The 19,074-nt window shown below is 69.7% G+C and carries 20 protein-coding genes; 16 read left to right on the top strand and 4 right to left on the bottom strand.

What is annotated here, in order from left to right:
• Positions 1-92 precede the first annotated feature (92 nt).
• The 11 genes from ftsZ to AC3IPY_RS10880 all read left to right on the top strand — a co-directional run bounded on the left by ftsZ (position 93) and on the right by AC3IPY_RS10880 (position 11,789).
• Positions 93-1,286, top strand: coding sequence for a cell division protein FtsZ (gene ftsZ, locus AC3IPY_RS10930; RefSeq protein ID WP_489184322.1), 1,194 nt, complete (start codon positions 93-95; stop codon positions 1,284-1,286).
• Positions 1,283-1,984, top strand: coding sequence for a YggS family pyridoxal phosphate-dependent enzyme (locus tag AC3IPY_RS10925; RefSeq protein WP_489184321.1), 702 nt, complete (start codon positions 1,283-1,285; stop codon positions 1,982-1,984). Before ftsZ ends, AC3IPY_RS10925 begins: the two co-directional genes overlap by 4 nt.
• Before the next feature lie 33 nt (positions 1,985-2,017).
• Positions 2,018-2,497: a cell division protein SepF gene (locus tag AC3IPY_RS10920; RefSeq protein WP_489184320.1), complete on the top strand. Its 480-nt coding sequence runs from the start codon at positions 2,018-2,020 to the stop codon at positions 2,495-2,497.
• A 6-nt stretch (positions 2,498-2,503) separates the two neighbouring features.
• On the top strand, positions 2,504-2,809 hold the full coding sequence (locus tag AC3IPY_RS10915) for a YggT family protein (protein WP_489184319.1): 306 nt from the start codon (positions 2,504-2,506) through the stop codon (positions 2,807-2,809).
• Positions 2,810-2,924: 115 nt separating this feature from the next.
• A complete protein-coding gene (locus tag AC3IPY_RS10910; protein ID WP_489184318.1) occupies positions 2,925-3,614 on the top strand; it encodes a DivIVA domain-containing protein in 690 nt (229 codons plus the stop codon).
• On the top strand, positions 3,604-4,227 hold the full coding sequence (gene lspA, locus AC3IPY_RS10905) for a signal peptidase II (RefSeq protein WP_489184317.1): 624 nt from the start codon (positions 3,604-3,606) through the stop codon (positions 4,225-4,227). Before AC3IPY_RS10910 ends, lspA begins: the two co-directional genes overlap by 11 nt.
• A gap of 6 nt (positions 4,228-4,233) precedes the next feature.
• Complete coding sequence (locus AC3IPY_RS10900; RefSeq protein WP_489184316.1) at positions 4,234-5,154, top strand: RluA family pseudouridine synthase; 921 nt, start codon at positions 4,234-4,236, stop codon at positions 5,152-5,154.
• A 127-nt stretch (positions 5,155-5,281) separates the two neighbouring features.
• Positions 5,282-8,755: a DNA polymerase III subunit alpha gene (dnaE, locus tag AC3IPY_RS10895; protein ID WP_489188302.1), complete on the top strand. Its 3,474-nt coding sequence runs from the start codon at positions 5,282-5,284 to the stop codon at positions 8,753-8,755.
• A gap of 46 nt (positions 8,756-8,801) precedes the next feature.
• Entirely contained in the window at positions 8,802-10,109 is a 1,308-nt protein-coding gene (gene hisD, locus AC3IPY_RS10890; protein ID WP_489184315.1) for a histidinol dehydrogenase, read from the top strand.
• A gap of 98 nt (positions 10,110-10,207) precedes the next feature.
• Positions 10,208-10,681 (top strand): transcriptional regulator NrdR, encoded by a 474-nt coding sequence (gene nrdR, locus AC3IPY_RS10885; protein ID WP_489184314.1) that lies wholly within the window; start codon positions 10,208-10,210, stop codon positions 10,679-10,681.
• 46 nt (positions 10,682-10,727) lie between these two features.
• Positions 10,728-11,789, top strand: a complete 1,062-nt coding sequence (locus AC3IPY_RS10880) for a quinone-dependent dihydroorotate dehydrogenase (RefSeq protein WP_489184313.1) — start codon at positions 10,728-10,730, stop codon at positions 11,787-11,789.
• 85 nt (positions 11,790-11,874) lie between these two features.
• Here AC3IPY_RS10880 and AC3IPY_RS10875 read toward each other — a convergent pair whose 3' ends face one another.
• Positions 11,875-12,933, bottom strand: a complete 1,059-nt coding sequence (locus AC3IPY_RS10875) for an App1 family protein phosphatidate phosphatase (protein ID WP_489184312.1) — start codon at positions 12,931-12,933, stop codon at positions 11,875-11,877.
• 109 nt (positions 12,934-13,042) lie between these two features.
• On the opposite strand from AC3IPY_RS10875, the gene AC3IPY_RS10870 reads away from it, so the two are divergent.
• From AC3IPY_RS10870 to AC3IPY_RS10850, 5 genes are all read left to right on the top strand, one after another.
• Complete coding sequence (locus tag AC3IPY_RS10870) at positions 13,043-13,702, top strand: TetR/AcrR family transcriptional regulator (RefSeq protein WP_489184311.1); 660 nt, start codon at positions 13,043-13,045, stop codon at positions 13,700-13,702.
• 170 nt (positions 13,703-13,872) lie between these two features.
• Positions 13,873-14,685 carry an ABC transporter ATP-binding protein gene (locus AC3IPY_RS10865; protein WP_489184310.1) on the top strand — a complete coding sequence of 271 codons (813 nt, stop codon included), beginning with the start codon at positions 13,873-13,875 and terminating at the stop codon, positions 14,683-14,685.
• 86 nt (positions 14,686-14,771) lie between these two features.
• The gene (locus AC3IPY_RS10860; protein WP_489184309.1) at positions 14,772-15,371 is read left to right on the top strand and encodes an ABC transporter permease; all 600 of its coding nucleotides are present in this window, start codon (positions 14,772-14,774) and stop codon (positions 15,369-15,371) included.
• Positions 15,368-16,111, top strand: a complete 744-nt coding sequence (locus AC3IPY_RS10855) for an ABC transporter permease (protein WP_489184308.1) — start codon at positions 15,368-15,370, stop codon at positions 16,109-16,111. Before AC3IPY_RS10860 ends, AC3IPY_RS10855 begins: the two co-directional genes overlap by 4 nt.
• Positions 16,108-17,034 (top strand): ABC transporter substrate-binding protein, encoded by a 927-nt coding sequence (locus AC3IPY_RS10850; protein WP_489184307.1) that lies wholly within the window; start codon positions 16,108-16,110, stop codon positions 17,032-17,034. The genes AC3IPY_RS10855 and AC3IPY_RS10850 overlap by 4 nt, the downstream gene beginning before the upstream one ends.
• Positions 17,035-17,043: 9 nt before the next feature.
• Here AC3IPY_RS10850 and AC3IPY_RS10845 read toward each other — a convergent pair whose 3' ends face one another.
• The 3 genes from AC3IPY_RS10845 to AC3IPY_RS10835 are packed head-to-tail and all read right to left on the bottom strand — an operon-like array spanning position 17,044 to position 19,061.
• Positions 17,044-17,811, bottom strand: a complete 768-nt coding sequence (locus tag AC3IPY_RS10845) for a DedA family protein (RefSeq protein WP_489184306.1) — start codon at positions 17,809-17,811, stop codon at positions 17,044-17,046.
• Positions 17,812-17,850: 39 nt separating this feature from the next.
• The gene (locus AC3IPY_RS10840; protein WP_489184305.1) at positions 17,851-18,684 is read right to left on the bottom strand and encodes a M56 family metallopeptidase; all 834 of its coding nucleotides are present in this window, start codon (positions 18,682-18,684) and stop codon (positions 17,851-17,853) included.
• A 2-nt stretch (positions 18,685-18,686) separates the two neighbouring features.
• Positions 18,687-19,061 (bottom strand): BlaI/MecI/CopY family transcriptional regulator, encoded by a 375-nt coding sequence (locus AC3IPY_RS10835; RefSeq protein ID WP_489184304.1) that lies wholly within the window; start codon positions 19,059-19,061, stop codon positions 18,687-18,689.
• Positions 19,062-19,074: the final 13 nt, after the last annotated feature.

Below are 19,074 nucleotides of genomic sequence, written 5' to 3'. Positions count from 1 at the left end.
CGCTTACCTTCGAACACAGGAATTGCATACTCGGCAAGACTTTAACCCTCGACTTGAGGTTCAAAGTTCAGAGTTCGCACGAAGGGCCGGAGATGTCGACTAACCAGAACTACCTCGCCGTCATCAAGGTCGTCGGTATCGGCGGCGGCGGCGTCAACGCGGTCAACCGCATGATCGAACTCGGCCTCCGCGGTGTCGAGTTCATCGCGATCAACACCGACGCCCAGGCGCTGCTCATGAGCGACGCCGACGTCAAGCTCGACGTCGGCCGCGACCTCACGCGCGGGCTCGGCGCCGGCGCCGACCCCGAGGTCGGACGGCGAGCGGCCGAAGACCACGCAGAAGAGATCGAGGAGGCGCTCGCGGGCGCCGACATGGTGTTCGTCACCGCCGGAGAGGGCGGCGGAACCGGCACCGGTGGCGCTCCCGTCGTCGCGCGCATCGCGAAGTCGATCGGCGCGCTCACCATCGGTGTCGTCACCAAGCCTTTCGGCTTCGAGGGCAAGCGCCGTCAGACGCAGGCCGAGCAGGGCGTCGCGCGCCTGAAGGAAGAGGTCGACACCCTCATCGTGGTGCCGAACGACCGGCTGCTCGAGATCAGCGACCGCGGCATCTCCATGCTCGAGGCGTTCGCCACGGCCGACCAGGTGCTGCTCGCCGGCGTGCAGGGCATCACCGACCTCATCACGACCCCTGGCCTCATCAACCTCGACTTCGCCGACGTCAAGTCGGTCATGCAGGGCGCCGGTTCCGCCCTCATGGGCATCGGGTCCTCGCGGGGGGCCGATCGAGCCATCAAGGCCGCCGAGCTCGCCGTCGCGAGCCCGCTGCTCGAGGCCTCCATCGACGGCGCGCACGGTGTGCTGCTCTCGATCCAGGGCGGGTCGAACCTCGGCATCTTCGAGATCAACGATGCCGCCAGGCTCGTGCAGGAGGCCGTGCACCCCGAGGCGAACATCATCTTCGGCGCGGTCATCGACGACACGCTCGGCGACGAGGTGCGCGTCACCGTCATCGCGGCCGGCTTCGACGGCGGCGAGCCCGGTTCGAAGCCCGTCGAGGCGAGGCGCGAGCAGCTCGTGCCCGCGGCCGTCGGTGCGGGCATCGGCGGGGCGGCCTCGTCGAGCGCGGACTCGGCCGACGTCATCGGCGAGATCGACATCGACGAGCTCGTCGAGACGGCGAACTGGGGCGGGCCCGAGACCTCGACGGCCGACCAGATCGTGAGCGATCCCGCCTTCGACGCCGCAGACGACGACCTCGACATCCCCGACTTCCTGAAGTGAGCTCCGAGCACGCCGGTCATGACGTCGATCGTCTCCGCGAGCGACTGCTCGCGGTGCGTGATCGCGTCGACTCGGCCGCGAGGCTCGCAGAGCGCGACCCGGATGGGATCACGACGATCGTCGTGACGAAGTTCCACCCGGCGTCGCTCGTGCGCGACCTGGCGTCGCTCGGCGTGCGCGATGTCGGCGAGAACCGGCATCAGGAGGCGCAGGCCAAGCAGCGCGAGCTCGCCGACCTCGAGCTGCGCTGGCATTTCATCGGCCAGCTGCAGAGCAAGAAGGCCAGGCAGGTGCGCGCCTATGCCGGGGCGATCCACTCGATCGATCGCCCGGCGCTCGTGGACGCGCTCCGCTCGGACGAGACGTCCGTCGACGCCTTCGTGCAGGTCAACCTCACCGATGACCCCGGTCGAGGCGGTGTCGCGGCATCCGACCTCGGCGCGCTCGTCGAGCACGTGCTCGCGACCCCCGGCCTCCGCCTGCGGGGCCTGATGGCGGTCGCACCGCTCGAGGAGCCCGCACGGCCCGCGTTCGCGCGGGTGCGCGAGCTCTCCGAGCGGGTGGTGCGCCCCCTCGCCCCCGCAGCGGCCGACCTCTCGATGGGCATGAGCCACGACCTCGAGGAGGCCGTGGCCGAGGGCGCGACACACCTACGGATCGGCACCGCAATCACCGGCAATCGTCCGGTCGCCGGTTAGCCTCGAAGAGACGGAACCTAGACGGAGGCAGCGATGTCCAACCCGCTCAAGAAGACCATGGTCTACCTCGGCCTCGCGGACGAGGAGTTCGAGACCGAGCCCCGAGAAGCGTCGGCCCCCGCGCCGGCATCGCCGGTCGTGCACGCCGCGCCGGCACCCAAGGCCGGGGCGGCCGTCACGCCGCTCCGCAGCAAGCACCCTGTCCAACCGAGCACCCCGCAGGCGGAGATGAACGAGATCCTCACCGTGCACCCGCGTCAATACCGCGACGCGCAGGTCATCGCCGAGTCCTTCCGCGAGGGAGTCCCGGTCATCATCAACCTCTCGCAGATGTCCGACGGCGACGCCCGTCGCCTCATCGACTTCGCCAGCGGCCTCTCGCAGGGCCTGCACGGCAAGATCGAGCGGGTCACGAGCAAGGTGTTCCTGCTGTCGCCGTCGCATGTGGTGGTCTCCGGTGAGACCGGCGACGCCGACGGCGATGTCGACGCGTCGTTCTTCACGCACGCGTAGCGGCGGGTGGGTGCGCTGTCCGTCGTCTGGAGCATTCTCTACACACTGCTCGTCATCTATTTCTTCGTGATGTGGGCGCGCTTCGTGCTCGACCTCATCCGGACGTTCAACCGATCCTGGCGTCCTCAGGGTGCCTGGCTCGTCGTCGTCGAGATCGTGTACTCGATCACCGACCCCCTCGTGCGGTTCTTCCGGCGGCTCATCCCGCCCATCCGCATCGGGCAGGTCGCGCTCGATCTGGGCTGGTCTCTGGCCATGCTCGTCGTGATCATGGCGATGACCGTCGTATCGTGGCTTGCGGCGATCGCCTGACGATCTCCTGCGAACACGACGCACTGCATGACCCCGGCACTGGGGGAACCGAGTGGACTTTGCTACCGTTTAGCAGAACGCAACGAACAGTTCGAAGATGTGAGGGTGAGAAGCCATGGCGCTAACTCCGGAAGATGTGGTCAACAAGCGCTTCCAGGCGACGAAGTTCCGCGAGGGGTACGACCAGGATGAGGTCGACGACTTCCTCGACGAGGTCGTCGTCGAGCTTCGTCGACTGAATCAGGAGAACGAGGAGCTGCGTCAGCGCGTGTCCGCCGCCGAGGCGCGGGCCGCCGAGGCCGCGAAGTCGGCCGCCGCCGCTCCCGTGGCGTCCGCCCCCGTCTACGCGGAGCCGACGCCCCAGCCCGCGACGGTCGCCGTGACGGTGCCCGCCCCGGCCCCTCAGTCGGACTTCGACGAGCAGGCCAGCACCACGAACCTGCTGCAGCTCGCTCGTCGCCTGCACGAGGAGCACGTGCGCGAGGGCATCGAGAAGCGCGACGCGCTCATCGCCGAGGGCCACGCCACCGCGGCACGCGTCGTCGCCGAGGCCGAGGCCAAGCAGCGCGCCCAGATCGGCGTCCTCGATCAGGAGCGCCAGGCGCTCGAGAAGCGCGTCGACGGCCTGCGTCTGTTCGAGCGCGAGTACCGCCAGAAGCTCAAGAGCTACATCGAGGGCCAGCTGCGCGACCTCGACACCGCCGCACCCGTCTCGGTGCCCGACAACCAGGGCTACCACGCCCCGGTGACCGGTGTGACGAACGAGCAGGCCCCCGCACCCACCTTCCAGGGCTTTGGAGCCTGAGCGGGGCGCGAAGGCCGGAACTGCAACCGCCCTCGTCGTCCTCGTCCTCGGCGCGCTCGCGGTCTACGGACTCGATCAGCTGAGCAAGTTCCTCGTCGTCTCCAACCTCACCGAGGGCGAGACGGTGCCGGTGCTCGGCAACGTGCTCCAGTGGCACTTCGTGCGGAACCCGGGGGCGGCCTTCTCGCTCGCGAGCGGCATGACCTGGATCTTCACGATCCTGGCCGCCGCGGTCATCACTTTCATCATCTGGTTCGCCAGGCGCATCCGGTCCGTCGCGTGGGGGCTCGTCTTCGGGCTCCTGCTCGGCGGAGTGCTGGGCAACCTCACCGACCGGCTGCTCCGGGAGCCGAGCTTCGGCCTCGGGCACGTGGTCGACTTCGTCTCGACTCCGTGGCTGATCCCGGCGATCTACAACGTCGCCGACATGGCGATCGTGTCCAGCATGGTGCTGTTCATGATCCTCACGATTCGCGGCGTCGGGCTCGACGGGTCGCGTGAGACCAAGCGTTCGGCCAGTGCCGACGAGCAGACCACCGAGTCGGTCGAGCCCGCCGAGGGCGAACCCGGAGCAGCGCCGGGCGGCGTCGCGCCGGTCGTCCGCGAGGCCTAGCACCGCATGGAGCATCGTTCCCTCCCGGTCCCCGACGGGCTCGAGGGCATCCGCGTCGATCAGGGGCTCGCGAAGCTCCTCGGCTTCTCGCGCACCCACGCGGCCGAGGTCGCGGCATCCGGCGGCGTGGTCATCGACGGTCGTACCGCCGACAAGTCCGATCGGCTGCGCGCCGGCAGTTGGCTCGAGGTGAGCTGGGAACCGCCGCGCATGGTCGAGGTCGTCGCGATCGCGGTGCCCGACCTCGGCATCGTCCACGACGACGACGACCTCGTGGTCGTCGACAAGCCGGCCGGCGTCGCGGCGCATCCGTCGCTCGGCTGGCAGGGGCCGACCGTGGTCGGCGCCCTCGCCGCGGCAGGCTTTCGCATCTCGACCTCCGGCGCCCCCGAGCGGCAGGGCATCGTGCACCGGCTCGATGCCGGTACGAGCGGGCTCATGGTCGTGGCCAAGTCCGAGCGCGCCTACACCGAGCTCAAGCGGCAGTTCCACGATCGCGAGGTCGACAAGGTCTACCACACGGTCGTGCAGGGCCATCCCGACCCCCTCGCGGGCACGATCGACGCGCCCGTGGGGCGCCACCCGCGCTCCGAGTGGAAGTTCGCGGTCGTCACCGACGGCAAGCACGCGGTGACCCACTACGAGACGCTCGAGGCGTTCCCGTACGCCTCGCTGCTCGAGGTGCACCTCGAGACCGGCCGCACGCACCAGATCCGAGTGCACATGGCCGCCCAGCGGCATCCCTGCGTCGGCGACGCCATGTACGGCGCCGACCCCACGATCTCGGCCCGGCTCGGGCTCACGCGGCAGTGGCTTCACGCGCATCGGCTCTCGCTCACGCACCCCGCGACCGGCGACCGGGTCACGTTCGAGTCCGAGTACCCCGCCGACCTCGCCGCGGCGCTCGAATCGCTCCGCGCCGACTGAACGGGCGGCACTGACGCCGGGTCGCCGTAGACTCGAGTGACCCCCGAGAACCACCCCGCAGCATCCGAAGAGGAGCCCAGTGGCCGCCGATTCCTTCGTCCATCTGCACGTGCACAGCGAGTACTCGATGCTCGACGGTGCGGCCCGGGTCGGTGAGCTCGTCACCGCCGCGGCGGAGCAGGGCATGCCGGCCGTCGCCGTCACCGACCACGGCAACGTGTTCGGCGCCTACGACTTCTGGAAGCAGGCGACCGACGCCGGCATCAAGCCGATCATCGGCACCGAGGCGTACGTCACGCCGGGCACGCATCGCGGCGACAAGACGCGCATCCGCTGGGGCAACGGCGGCGGCGACGACGTCTCGGGCTCGGGCGCCTACACGCACATGACCCTGCTCTCGCAGAGCACCGAGGGCATGCACAACCTCTTCCGGCTCTCGAGCCGGGCCTCGCTCGAGGGCTACTACTTCAAGCCGCGCATGGACCGCGAACTCCTGTCGACGTATTCGTCGGGGCTCATCGCGACCACCGGGTGCCCGTCGGGCGAGGTGCAGACCCGCCTCAGGCTCGGCCAGTACGACGAGGCGCTGAAGGCGGCATCCGACTTCCGCGACATCTTCGGCAAAGAGAACTACTTCGCCGAGATCATGGATCACGGCCTCGGCATCGAACGCCGCATCATGAGCGACCTGCACCGCCTGGCGAAGGAGCTCGACCTGCCGCTCGTCGCCACGAACGACCTGCACTACACGCATTCGCACGACGCCAAGAGCCACGCGGCCCTGCTCTGCGTGCAGTCGGGCTCGACGCTCGATGACCCGAACCGGTTCAAGTTCGACGCCGACGAGTTCTACCTGAAGACCGCCGCCGAGATGCGACAGGTGTTCCGCGACTACCCCGAGGCGTGCGACAACACGCTGCTCATCGCCGAGCGTTGCGACGTGAAGTTCAACACGAGCGCCAACTACATGCCGCGCTTCCCGGTGCCCGAGGGCGAAGACGAGCAGAGCTGGTTCGTGAAGGAGGTCGAGCGGGGCCTGCACGTGCGCTACCCCGACGGCATCCCCGACGCGGTGCGCAAGCAGGCCGACTACGAGGTCGGGGTCATCTCGCAGATGGGCTTCCCGGGCTACTTCCTCGTCGTCGCCGACTTCATCAACTGGTCGAAGAACAACGGCATCCGCGTCGGCCCCGGCCGCGGTTCGGGTGCGGGGTCGATGGCCGCGTACGCGATGCGCATCACCGACCTCGACCCGCTGCAGCACGGCCTCATCTTCGAGCGGTTCCTGAACCCCGACCGTGTCTCCATGCCCGACTTCGACGTCGACTTCGACGAGCGTCGTCGCGGCGAGGTCATCAAGTACGTCACCGAGAAGTACGGCGACGAGCGCGTCGCGCAGATCGTGACCTACGGCACCATCAAGGCGAAGCAGGCGCTGAAGGACTCCGGCCGGGTGCTCGGATTCCCGTTCTCGATGGGCGAGAAGCTCACGAAGGCGATGCCGCCTCCCGTCATGGGAAAAGACATCCCGCTCACGGGCATCTTCGACAAGAACCACCCTCGCTACAAGGAGGCCGCCGACATCCGGGCGATCGTCGAGACCGACGCCGAGGCGAAGACGGTCTTCGAGACGGCGCTCGGGCTCGAGAACCTGAAGCGGCAGTGGGGCGTGCACGCTGCCGGCGTGATCATGTCGAGCGACCCGCTCATCGACATCATCCCGATCATGAAGCGCGAACAGGACGGCCAGATCGTCACGCAGTTCGACTACCCCGCCTGCGAGTCGCTCGGCCTGATCAAGATGGACTTCCTCGGGCTGCGCAACCTGACGATCATCGACGATGCGCTCGACAACATCGAGGCGAACCGCGGGTTCCGCCCGGTGCTCGAAGACCTCGCGCTCGACGACGCCGGGGCCTACGAACTGCTCGGCAAGGGCGACACGCTCGGCGTCTTCCAGCTCGACGGCGGGCCCATGCGGTCGCTCCTGCGCCAGATGAAGCCCGACAACTTCGAGGACATCTCGGCCGTCATCGCGCTGTACCGACCGGGTCCGATGGGTGCGAACTCGCACATCAACTACGCGCTCCGCAAGAACGGCCTGCAGGAGATCACCCCGATCCACCCGGAGTTCGAGGAGTCCCTGAGAGAGATCCTCGACACGAGCTACGGCCTGATCATCTACCAGGAGCAGGTCATGGCGATCGCGCAGAAGGTCGCCGGGTTCAGCCTCGGCCAGGCCGACATCCTGCGGCGCGCAATGGGCAAGAAGAAGAAGTCCGAGCTCGACAAGCAGTACGAGGGCTTCTCGGGCGGCATGAAGGCCAACGGATATTCGGATGCCGCGATCCAGAAGCTCTGGGAGATCCTGCTGCCGTTCTCCGACTACGCCTTCAACAAGGCGCACTCGGCCGCCTACGGCGTACTCAGCTACTGGACGGCCTACCTCAAGGCCCATTACCCGGCCGAGTACATGGCCGCGCTGCTCACGAGCGTCGGCGACGCGCGCGACAAGCTCGCGCTGTACCTCAACGAGTGCCGCCGCATGGGCATCAAGGTGCTGCCGCCCGACGTGAACGAGTCCATCGGGTACTTCGCGGCCGTCGGCGAAGACATCCGCTTCGGCATGGGCGCGGTGCGCAACGTCGGGTTCAACGTCGTCGACGCGATCCGCGCGGCCCGCGACGAGAAGGGGCGGTTCGAGTCCTTCCACGACTTCCTGAAGAAGTGCCCGCTGCCGGTCGCGAACAAGCGCACCGTCGAGTCGCTGGTCAAGGCAGGCGCGTTCGACTCCCTCGGGCACACGCGACGGTCGCTCGTCGAGATCCACGAGGGGGCGGTGGAGTCGGTCGTCAAGGAGAAACGAGCCGAAGAGGTCGGCGACATCGGGTTCGACTTCGACAGCCTGTTCGACGACCACGAGCGCGACTCCGTGCCCTCGCTCGTGCCCGACCGGCCCGAGTGGCCGAAGAAGCAGAAGCTCGCGTTCGAGCGCGAGATGCTCGGCCTGTACGTGTCGGAGCACCCCCTCGACGGACTCGAGGTGCCGCTGGCGAAGCACGCCTCGAGCTCGATCCTCGATCTCACCACGTCGGACTCGACGCAGGACGGCGAGACCGTCGTCGTGGCCGGGCTCGTGACCAGCGTGCAGCACCGCATCGCCAAGTCGTCGGGCAACCAGTACGGCATGATCACCGTTGAGGACTTCTCGGGCGAGATCACGGTCATGTTCATGGGCAAGGCGTACCAGGAGTTCGCACCCGGCCTGCAGTCGGACTCGATCGCCGTCGTGCGCGGGCGGGTCAGCATGCGCGACGACGGCATGAACCTGCACGCGTTCAGCGTGTTCTCGCCCGACCTCGGGCAAGACGACGATTCGGGCATCGTGAAGATCACGATCCCCGACCATCGGGCGACGCACGAGACGACGGAGGCGCTTCGAGAGGTGCTCGGGCGTCATCGAGGCGAGACCGAGGTGCGCATCACGCTGACGAAGGGCGGTGTCGGTCGGGTCTTCGAGGTGGCGCAGTACCCGGTCAAGGTCAGCGCGGACTTCTACGGCGAGCTGAAGAGCCTCCTCGGTCCCAACTGCCTCGTGTGACGGCTCGGGCGAACGGCGCGTGCACCGGTCGGTACGCTTGATGATCATGCTGCGCACACTCGACCTCCGCGGTTCCCGCCCGACCCCGTCCGAACTGCTCGCGCTCGTGCCGCGCGCCGAGACGGACGTCACTGCGGCGCTCGCGCCGGCCGGCCGCATCATCGACGAGGTGCGCGAGCATGGGGAGCAGGCGCTGCTCGACCAGGCCGAGCGGTTCGACGGCGTGCGGCCCGCGGCGGTGCGCGTGCCGGCCGAGCAGCTCGCGGCCGCGCTCGACGCACTCGCCCCCGAGGTGCGCGCCGCCGTGGAGTCGACGATCGCCCGCGTCCGCGAGGCGAGTGCGGCCCAGGTGCCGGTGCCGGTCACGACCGTGCTCGCGCCCGGCGCCGTCGTCGAGCAGCGCTGGCAGCCGGTCGAACGCGTCGGACTGTACGTTCCGGGTGGCAAGGCCGTCTACCCCTCGAGCGTGGTCATGAACGTCGTGCCGGCCCAGGTCGCCGGCGTGCGCTCGATCGCGCTCGCGTCGCCGGCGCAGGCCGAGCACGACGGGCGCATCCACCCCACGATCGCGGCGGTCGCGGCGCTGCTCGGCGTCGACGAGGTCTACGCCATGGGCGGCGCGGGCGCGATCGGCGCGTTCGCATACGGCGTTCCCGGCATCGGCCTCGACCCGGTTCAGCGTGTCACAGGCCCCGGCAACGTGTTCGTCGCGGCGGCGAAGCGACTCGTCGCCGGGGTGACGGGCATCGACGCCGAGGCCGGCCCCACCGACATCCTCGTCATCGCCGACGCGGGCGCCGACCCCGACTTCGTCGCCGCCGATCTCGTCAGCCAGGCCGAGCACGACGAGCTCGCGGCATCCGTGCTCGTGACCGACTCGGCCGAGCTGGCGGGCGCCGTGCTCGCCAGGCTCGAGGCGCGCGTGCCCGCGACCAGGCACTCCGAGCGCGTGCGCGCGGCGATCCAGGGCCCGCAGTCGGCGCTCGTGCTCGTCGACGACCTCGAGCAGGCGGCGGCCTTCACGAACGCGTTCGGACCAGAGCACCTCGAGATCCAGGTCGCCGACCCCGACGCCACGCTCGCGCGCATCGAGAACGCCGGGGCCATCTTCATCGGCCCGCACTCGCCCGTGAGCCTCGGCGACTACGCCGCCGGGTCGAACCACGTGCTGCCCACCGGCGGCACCGCCCGCCACGTCGCGGGCCTGTCGGCCGCGACGTTCCTGCGGCCGCAGCAGGTCGTGCGCTACGACGAGGCCGCCCTCCGCGAGGTCGCCTCGGTCGTCGCGACGCTCTCGGCCGAAGAGGACCTTCCCGCGCACGGCGAGGCGGTCACGGCCCGCTTCGAGGGCTGACCCGGGGGAGCGGAGCCCGCGACGGGCTCCGAGCACCGCAGGCGGTCGAGGCCGAGGCATCCGAGGCGCTCCGCTCACCCCGCTAGGCTTGACGGACCATGTACTGTCCGTTCTGCCGTCATTCGGATTCCCGCGTCATCGATTCCCGCACGAGTGACGACGGGCTCTCGATCCGTCGCCGCCGGCAGTGCCCGCAATGCGGTGGGCGCTTCTCCACGACCGAGACGGCCAGCCTCTCGGTCATCAAGCGCAGCGGGGTGACCGAACCGTTCAGCCGCGAGAAGGTCGTGCTCGGCGTGAAGAAGGCCTGCCAGGGGCGCCCGGTCACCGACTCGGATCTCGCGATGCTCGCGCAGACCGTCGAGGAGACGATCCGCTCGACCGGAGCCTCGCAGATCGAGGCCAACGACATCGGGCTCGCGATCCTGCCGCCGCTGCGCGAGCTCGACGAGGTCGCCTACCTGCGATTCGCGAGCGTCTACCAGGCGTTCGAGTCGCTCGACGACTTCGAGACGGCGATCGCGCGGCTCCGCGAGGTGCACGGCCGTCTGCCCGCCCGACCCGTCGAGTGACACGGGCGCCGGCCGTCCTGCCCGCTCCGCTACCCTGAAAGACGGCATGTATCCTCTCCTCTTCTCCCTCGTCTTCTCGCGCATGGACCCTGAGTACGCGCACCACTTCGCGTTCCGGTTCATCCGCCTGTTGCCGACCCTCGGCCTCGGTCGGTTCGTGGAGTCGTTCACGAGGCCCGACGACGCGCTCGCGGTCGAGGCGCTCGGCCTGCGCTTCCCGTCGCCGTTCGGCGTCGCCGCTGGGTTCGACAAGGACGGCTTCGCGGTGCGCGGCCTCGGCAATCTGGGCTTCGGTCACGTCGAGGTCGGCACGATCACGGCGATCGCGCAGCCCGGCAACGAGCGCCCGCGACTGTTCCGCCTCGTCGCCGACCGGGCGCTGGTCAACCGCATGGGCTTCAACAACGGCGGGGCGGATGCCGCGGTGGGGCGTCTCTCGCGGCTGTCACGTCGTCGGCACCGACCCGTGCTGGGCGTCAACATCGGCAAGAGCCGGGTCACGGCCGTCGAGGATGCCGTGCCCGACTACGAGCGCAGCACGCGCGTGCTCGCGCCCTACGCCGACTACCTCGTGGTGAACGTCAGTTCGCCGAACACGCCGGGCCTGCGCGGCCTGCAGGAGCTCGACGCGCTCGCGCCGCTGCTCGAGGCCGTGCGGGCGGCCGCCGGCCGCACGCCGCTGCTCGTGAAGATCGCGCCAGACCTGGCCGACGACGAGGTCGTGCGCATCTGCGAACTCGCGACGCGGCTCGGACTCGACGGCATCATCGCCACGAACACGACCATCGCCCGCTCCGGCCTCACGGCGTCGGCCGCCGAGGTCGAGCGCATCGGCGCCGGCGGTCTTTCGGGGGCGCCGCTCGCGGCGCGATCGCTCGAGGTGCTCCGGCTCGTGCGCGAGCACGTTCCTGCCGAGCTCTGCATCATCTCCGTCGGCGGCGTCGAGACCGCCGAAGACGTGCAGCGACGCCTCGACGCCGGCGCCACGCTCGTGCAGGGGTACTCCGCGTTCATCTACCGCGGGCCCACCTGGGCCAGGCAGGTCAACCGCGGGCTCGTCGAGTTGCGACGGCGTCGCGCTCGCGACGAGGCATCCGTCGACGCCTGACGCGTCGGACGCGAGGCATCCGCCGTTGCCCGAATGTCGGCCGCGAGGCATCCGCCGTCGACCGACCGACCGACGGGGAGTCGGCTCAGAGCACGCCGGCGTCGGCCAGGAGGTCGGCGAGCATCGACCCGTCGCTGGCCGAGACCCACGGCGCGCGCACGGCGTGCTGATCGGCCTTGCCGCGACCTCCGGCGAGCACCGCCTCGCCCTTGGAGAGCGTGCGGATCGCGATCGCCGCGACCGAGTCGGGATGCTCGGCCGCGAAGTCCGCGTAGATCTCCTCGTCGTGCTGTCCGTCGTCGCCGACGAGCAGCCACCGGATGCCGGGGAACTCGCTCGCGAGGCGGCGCAGGTTCTCTTCCTTGTGGGCACGTCCGCTGCGGAACCAACGATCGTGCGTCGGCCCCCAGTCGGTCAGGAGCAGCGGCCCCGACGGATAGAGGTTGCGCGAGAGGAAGCGCGTGAGCGTGGGGGCGACGTTCCAGGCGCCCGTGGAGAGGTAGATGACCGGCACGCCGGGGTGCGCGCGCACGAGCCGCTCGTAGAGCACGGCCATGCCCTGCGTCGGCATGCGGGCGTGCTCGTCGAGCACGAACGTGTTCCAGAACGCGACGAAGGGACGTGGCAGCGCGGTCACCATGACGGTGTCGTCGACGTCGGAGACGATGCCGAACGAGACCTCGGGCGACAGCACCTGGATGGGCGCCTCGACGGGCTCCGCGCCGGCCGTGCTGAGCGTGGCCTGGTGCCAACCGGGTGGCAATGCGACGGGCACGCGCGTGTCGACCACGCCGCCGCGGTCGGCGAGCACCTCGATGCGCTGCCCCGCGATGTCGATGACGACGGGCACGTCGCCGACCGGAGCACTGGTGAAACTGCGCCATCCGCGGATGCCCTGCTCGCGCCGTCGTCGACGCCGGGGGGAGGGCTCGTCTTCGGCGATGGGACGGCTGAGCAGCACTCGGCAGAAGACCCGGACCCACTCGGTGGAGCCGTAGCCGGTGTAGGGCACGACGGTGGGGACCTGCCCGCGCCAGGTGGCCCACCGCACGTGGAGGTCGTGCACCCAGTCCTCGATGCGCGCGGCACGATGCCGGACCTCGCGCTCTCGGGATCCGGCCGGATCAGGGGGGCTCGCCGGCATCCACTCAGTCTGTCATGCCGGGATGCCCCGAAACGAAACGGGCCGGCGTGCGTGGTCGGGAGCACGTTCGACGCCGGGTAGAGTAGAGCCCGCAATCTGAGGAGGTTCCGTGCCGAATGTCGACCTGATCCTCGGGGCCGATTCGAGCAGGAGACGCTCCGTCCGCACCGAGCCCACGCAGCGACGCAGTTCGCAGCGACTCGACGCGCTGCTCGACGCCGCCGCCGACATCGTCGACGAGTCCGGTTTCGAGCGTCTCACCACGCAGATGGTCGCCGAGCGTGCCGGCGCCTCGATCGGCACCGTCTACCGGTACTTCCCCGATCGCGTGGCGGTCGTGAACGCGCTTCGCGAGCGCGCCATCCGCCGGTATCGCGAACGCGTGGTCGACGAGGTCGAGCGCACGGCGCCCGCCACCTGGTGGAACCTGGTCGACCTCGCGCTCGACGCCTGCATCGCGTTGTACCGCGATGAGCCCGGTTTCGCGGTCGTGCACGCCGGTCGTCGCGATCGCGCCGAAGACGACGAGCCCGAGTTCGCCGCGCGCATGGCGCAGCTGATCGCGGCCGAATTCGAGGTCGAGGTCGAGGCCGAGGAGCTCAGGTTCCGCCTGGGCATCGCACTCGAGGTCGGTCACGCATTGATCAACCGCGCATTCGAACGCTCGATCGACGGCGAGGAGGTCTACCTCGCCGAGGCGAGGAGCCTCGTGCGCAGCTACCTCTTCGAGCACGTGGGCGCACCCGTCGCCGCGAGCAACGCGGCCTGACCCGCCTCCTCCAGCGTTTCGCGACGGATGCCTCGTCGCCGTCGCTCGGCCGCGCCCTTCGCGCTACCGGAAATGACGCCCCGTGCCAACCGGATTGCCTCGTCGTGCAATTGGTGTTTGGCTGGAGAACTGCGACCGGACGTCCGTCCGTTCCAGGGTGAGGGGCACCGATGATCGAGTTCCGCGACGTCACGAAGCGATACCCCGATGGCACGGTCGCCGTGGCCGGCGTCGACATCGTCATCGAACCGCACACCACGACCGTGCTCGTCGGTTCGTCGGGCTCCGGTAAGACGACGCTGCTCCGCATGATCAACCGCATGGTCGATCCGACCGGCGGACAGGTGCTCATCGACGGCACCGACGTCGCGGCCGTCGATCCGGTCCAACTGCGACGCGGCATCGGGTACGTGATGCAGAACTCCGGTCTGCTGCCGCACCGCAAGGTCATCGACAACGTGGCGACGGTGCCGCTGCTCCGCGGCGAGAAGCGGCGGGCGGCATACGACCGGGCGAAGGAACTGCTCGACACGGTCGGCCTCGACCGTTCCCTCGCCGACAAGTACCCGAGCCAACTCTCCGGCGGCCAGCAGCAGCGCGTCGGCGTGGCGCGCGGGCTCGCGGTCGACCCCAACATCCTGCTCATGGACGAACCGTTCGGCGCCGTCGATCCGATCGTGCGAGCGGAACTCCAACAGGAGCTGCTGCGCCTGCAGGGCGAGCTCGGCAAGACCGTCGTGTTCGTGACCCACGACATCGATGAGGCGTTCCTGCTCGGCGACCAGGTCGTCATCATGCAGCAGGGCGGCAAGATCTCCCAGGCCGCCTCGCCGGCCGAGATCCTCGCGAACCCGGCCGACGAGTTCGTCGCGGACTTCGTGGGAGCCGACCGCGGCAAGCGTGCGCTCCACATCGCCGAAGTCGACGGTCGACGACTCGTCATCGACGCCGACGGGCGGCCCGCGGGGGTCCTCGCGTCGTGAACTGGCTCTGGTCGAATCTCGACCGGGTCGGCGAGCTCATGCTCGTCCACCTGGCGTTGTCGGTGCCCGCGATCATACTGAGTTTCGTGATCTCCGTACCGATCGGCTGGATCGCGCATCGCTACCGGTGGAGCCGCGGTGTGCTGCTCTCGCTGTGCGCACTGCTCTACGCGATCCCGTCGCTCGCGCTGTTCATCGCGCTTCCGGTGATCACCGGCCTCGGGCTCCGTTCGCCGCTGAACCTCGTGATCGCGCTCACGCTCTACGGCATCGCGGTCATCGTGCGCACCGCGACCGACGCGTTCGACTCGGTCGACCGCGACGTCCGGCAGTCCGCCACCGCGATCGGCTACTCCGCGGCCGGTCGCTTCTGGGCGGTCGAGTTCCCGCTCGCCGGCCCCGTGCTGCTCTCGGGGCTGCGCGTCGTCATCGTGAGCACGGTCAGCCTCGCGACGGTCGGCGCGGTGATCGGCGTGCCGAGCCTCGGCAGCCTGTTCACCGACGGCTTCCAGCGCGGCATCCAGGTCGAGATCATCACGGGCATCGTCGCGACGATCGTGCTCGCCCTCGTGCTCGACTGGCTCTGCGTCGTGGTCGGCCGCCTGCTCATGCCGTGGTCCCGGCCGAAGGCGGCGAGGGCGCGCGCCCAGTCGACCACGCTCGTGAAGCAGGCGGATTCCGCATGAACCTCTTCGCCGACGCCTTCGCGTGGATCCTCGACCCCGTGCACTGGAGCGGTGCGGGCAGCATCCCGCAGCGCATCTGGGAACACGTCTGGGTCTCGGCCGTCGTGCTGCTCCTCGCCTCGGCCATCGCGCTGCCGGTCGGCGCCGTCATCGGCCACACCGGGCGCGGGCGCGAGCTCGCGGTGCGCGTTTCGGGCGGGCTCCGAGCCCTGCCGACCCTCGGCGTGCTCACTCTCTTCGGACTCTGGCTGGGCATCGGCCTCGCCGCGCCCGTCATCGCGCTCGTGATCCTCGCCATCCCGCCGCTCCTCGCCGGCGCGTACGCGGGCTTCGAGTCCGTCGACCGCCGCACGGTCGACGCGGCGCGGGCGGTGGGCATGCGCGAGGCGCAGATCGTCGGCAAGGTCGAGGTGCCGCTCGGACTCCCGATCATCGTGGGCGGCATCCGCTCGGCGACCCTGCAGATCATCGCGACGGCGACGCTGGCCGCCTACATCGCCGACGACGGGCTCGGCCGCATCATCTTCGAGGGGTTGAAGACCCGTGACTACCCGATGATGCTCGGCGGCTCCATCCTCGTGATCGCGCTCGCCCTCGTCGTCGACGGCGCCATCGCGATCACGCAACGACTCGTCGTGCCCGCCGGCGTGCGGGCGACGCGAACGAGAGAGCTCCGCTCGAGGCCGACCCGGCCGCGGGCGGCCGTGGGGCAACCCATCACCGAAGGGAATCGAGAATGATCACAGCAGGAAGAGGCCGGCTCGTTGCGCTCGCAGCGGTCGCGGTCGGGGCGACAGTGGCCCTGGCAGGGTGTTCGTCAGGCGATCCGCTCGACAGCGGATCGGGTGGCGGCGACACGGATTCGCCCACCATCGTCGTCGGCTCGCAGGACTACTACTCGAACGCCATCATCGCCGAGATCTACGCCCAGGCGCTCGAGGCGAACGACATCACGGTCGACCGTCAGTTCCGCATCGGCCAGCGCGAGGTCTACATCCCCGAGATCGAGAGCGGGGAGATCGACCTGTTCCCCGAGTACACGGGAAACCTCCTCCAGTTCTACGTGCCCGACACGACGGCCACGACGAGCGACGACGTGTACGCCGAACTGACCGACGCGCTGCCCGAGGGGCTTCGGGTGCTCGACCAGTCTCCGGCGACCGACCAGGATTCGTACAACGTGACCAAGGAGTTCTCCGAGGCCAACGGCGTCACGAGCCTCGCCGATCTCGCGGGCGTCTCGACGCCGCTCACGCTCGGCGGCAACTCCGAGCTCGCGACCCGTCCCTACGGGCCCGAAGGGCTGAAGTCGGTGTATGGCGTCGACGTGGCGTTCACCCCCATCGAGGACAGCGGCGGACCCCTGACGTTGAAGGCGCTCCTCGACGACCAGGTGCAGCTCGTGAACATCTACAGCGCCGACCCGAACATCGGGGCGAACGACCTGGTCACCCTCGACGACCCCGAGGGCCTGTTCCTCGCGTCGAACGTGGTGCCCGTGGTCAGCGACAAGGTGACCGACGAGATCGCCGACGTCATCAACACCGTCAGCGCCGCGCTCACGGCCGACGAGCTCGTGCGGCTCAACGGGCTGAGCGTCAACGAGCAGCAGTCCGAGGACCAGATCGCCACCGACTGGCTCGCCGAGAAGGCGCTGTTCTAGCGGCGGCGCCTACGCGCTGAGCGTGGGGTTCGAAGGGTCGGATGCCTCGGCGTCCGGCCCTTCGTCTTCGGTCGCGGCATCCGCCCGCAACTCGTCGGTCGCGGCATCCGTCGTGTCATGCGTCGGGGCCGCGGCGGTGGCATCCGTCATGTGGGCGGCCTCGGAGCGGAAGATCCAGCGCTTGGCGAGCCACACGATGACGAGGAACACCACGATCACGGCGACGAAGAGGTAGCCGGCCCAGTGCAGGTCGCGGCTGAGCTCGCGGTAGCCGCCGGCGGCCGCCGACCCGACCGAGACGTAGGCGAAGGTCCAGATCACGCATGCGGGCAGGGTCCAGGCGATGAACCGGCGGTAGCTCATCGTGCTCATGCCGACCGTGAGCGGGATCAGCGAGTGCAGCACCGGCAGGAACCGCGAGATGAACACGGCCGGTCCGCCGCGGCGATCGAGGTAGCGTTGCGCCCGGTGCCAGTTCTGCTCGCCCATGCGGCGCCCGAGCCGGGAGTGCTGGATGTGCGGGCCGAACCAGCGGCCGAGCGCGAAGCCGATGCTCTCGCCGATGAGCGCGCCGGTGATGACGGCCGCGACGAGCGAGAAGTACTCGAGCGGGCCGTCGACGGCGGTCGAGGCGACCAGAACGATGGTGTCGCCCGGCACGATGAGTCCGATGAGCACCGACGTCTCGAGCAGGATGCCGAGCCCGGCGAGCAGGGTGCGCGCCACGGGGTCGACGTTCTGAACGGTGTTCAGGATCCAGTCGAGGATCTCGTTCATCGTTCGAGCGTAACCGCGGCGTCTGGGCCGCGCGTCACACTAGAGGCTGATTCCAAGGCGGGCGAGGCGCGCGTCGAGCATCGCCCGATCGGGGGAGACGCCGCCCGATTCCGCGTACGCACCCGGTTCGCCCGAGCTGCCCACGAGCACCATCGCGGTGCCGAGCGGGGCGTCGCCGACCTCGCGCCTCGCCGTGTCGTCGGCCAGCATCTCGGTCAGCAGCGCGACTGCCCGCTCGGCCCGGTTCGCGATGGGGAACCAGGGGAGCGCGCTGTGCCAGGCGCGGAACGAGAGCAGCACGAGATGGTGGAACTGGTCGAGGTGCGCGCGCTCGTGCGCGATGACCGCCGCGAGCTCGTCGGGCCTGAGCGCATCGACCAGGCCGTCGGTGAGCACCGTGGCCGTGCGGAGGCCGGGCACGCAGTACGCGAGCGGTTCGGGGTGCGCGAGCACGAGCGTGCGAGGACTGCCGGGCATCGGATCGCCCAGGATGGCGATGAGCTCGTGCTGTCGACGTCGTTCTCGCTCGGCACGCACCGCGGTCTGGCCGAGGTTCAGGGCGAGGTGGACCGCGAGCCCGATGGCGAGCGTGAGCGCGGCGAGGTGGATGACCGCATACTCGGGCGGGATCGCCCCGTGCAGCAGGGCCGGCAGCAGGTGCTCGGCGAGCGCGGGAAGCGACCCGGCGGGGATCGCGGCGAAGGCGAGCAGCGCGCCGATCATCGAGAACGCGCCGCCGAGGGCGATGCCCTGCCAGAGCACGAGCGCTCGACCGGGGGCGCGCGCCGGCCATTCGGCCGTGGAGAGTGCCATGGGCACGGGCCAGGCGAGGGCTCCGGCGATGACGCCGAGCATGACGGCGGTGGCGAGCATGGTCAGCGGTGCGCGAGCTCGTCGAGGAGCCTGCGGAGCGTGGCGGCCTCGCCGGCGCTCACGGTGCCCACGAAGCGGGCGAGGGCGGCGTCGCGGTCGCTCGAACGGTCGAGCACCTCGTGCATGAGCTCGGCCGTGTGCTCCTCGCGGGAGAGCAGTGCGCGGTAGCGGTGCGGGCGCTGCTCGCGCGTGCGGGAGACGAATCCCTTGCGCTCGAGGCGCGAGAGCACCGTGAGCACGGTGGTGGTCGCCACCGCGCGGCCGCCCGACTCGTCGCGCAGCGCGAGGGCATCGCGCAGTTCGTTCGCCGAGAGGGCGGCGTCGTTGCGCCAGAGCACCTCCATCACGGAGCGCTCGAGTTCTCCGAGACTCGCCATGCCCTAAGAGTAC

It is taken from the genome of Agromyces sp. GL_144 (genome assembly GCF_057834305.1).
This window is presented reverse-complemented; position numbering and strand designations above follow the sequence as displayed.

Excerpts from the sequence above, each read along its gene's own strand:
- ftsZ (WP_489184322.1), top strand. The coding sequence starts at position 93 with ATGTCGACTAACCAGAACTACCTCGCCGTCATCAAGGTCGTCGGTATC.
- AC3IPY_RS10920 (WP_489184320.1), top strand. The coding sequence starts at position 2,018 with ATGTCCAACCCGCTCAAGAAGACCATGGTCTACCTCGGCCTCGCGGAC.
- AC3IPY_RS10910 (WP_489184318.1), top strand. The coding sequence starts at position 2,925 with ATGGCGCTAACTCCGGAAGATGTGGTCAACAAGCGCTTCCAGGCGACG.
- AC3IPY_RS10900 (WP_489184316.1), top strand. The coding sequence starts at position 4,234 with ATGGAGCATCGTTCCCTCCCGGTCCCCGACGGGCTCGAGGGCATCCGC.
- dnaE (WP_489188302.1), top strand. The coding sequence starts at position 5,282 with ATGCTCGACGGTGCGGCCCGGGTCGGTGAGCTCGTCACCGCCGCGGCG.
- hisD (WP_489184315.1), top strand. The coding sequence starts at position 8,802 with ATGCTGCGCACACTCGACCTCCGCGGTTCCCGCCCGACCCCGTCCGAA.
- nrdR (WP_489184314.1), top strand. The coding sequence starts at position 10,208 with ATGTACTGTCCGTTCTGCCGTCATTCGGATTCCCGCGTCATCGATTCC.
- AC3IPY_RS10880 (WP_489184313.1), top strand. The coding sequence starts at position 10,728 with ATGTATCCTCTCCTCTTCTCCCTCGTCTTCTCGCGCATGGACCCTGAG.
- AC3IPY_RS10875 (WP_489184312.1), bottom strand. The coding sequence starts at position 12,933 with ATGCCGGCGAGCCCCCCTGATCCGGCCGGATCCCGAGAGCGCGAGGTC.
- AC3IPY_RS10865 (WP_489184310.1), top strand. The coding sequence starts at position 13,873 with ATGATCGAGTTCCGCGACGTCACGAAGCGATACCCCGATGGCACGGTC.
- AC3IPY_RS10855 (WP_489184308.1), top strand. The coding sequence starts at position 15,368 with ATGAACCTCTTCGCCGACGCCTTCGCGTGGATCCTCGACCCCGTGCAC.
- AC3IPY_RS10850 (WP_489184307.1), top strand. The coding sequence starts at position 16,108 with ATGATCACAGCAGGAAGAGGCCGGCTCGTTGCGCTCGCAGCGGTCGCG.
- AC3IPY_RS10845 (WP_489184306.1), bottom strand. The coding sequence starts at position 17,811 with ATGAACGAGATCCTCGACTGGATCCTGAACACCGTTCAGAACGTCGAC.
- AC3IPY_RS10840 (WP_489184305.1), bottom strand. The coding sequence starts at position 18,684 with ATGCTCGCCACCGCCGTCATGCTCGGCGTCATCGCCGGAGCCCTCGCC.
- AC3IPY_RS10835 (WP_489184304.1), bottom strand. The coding sequence starts at position 19,061 with ATGGCGAGTCTCGGAGAACTCGAGCGCTCCGTGATGGAGGTGCTCTGG.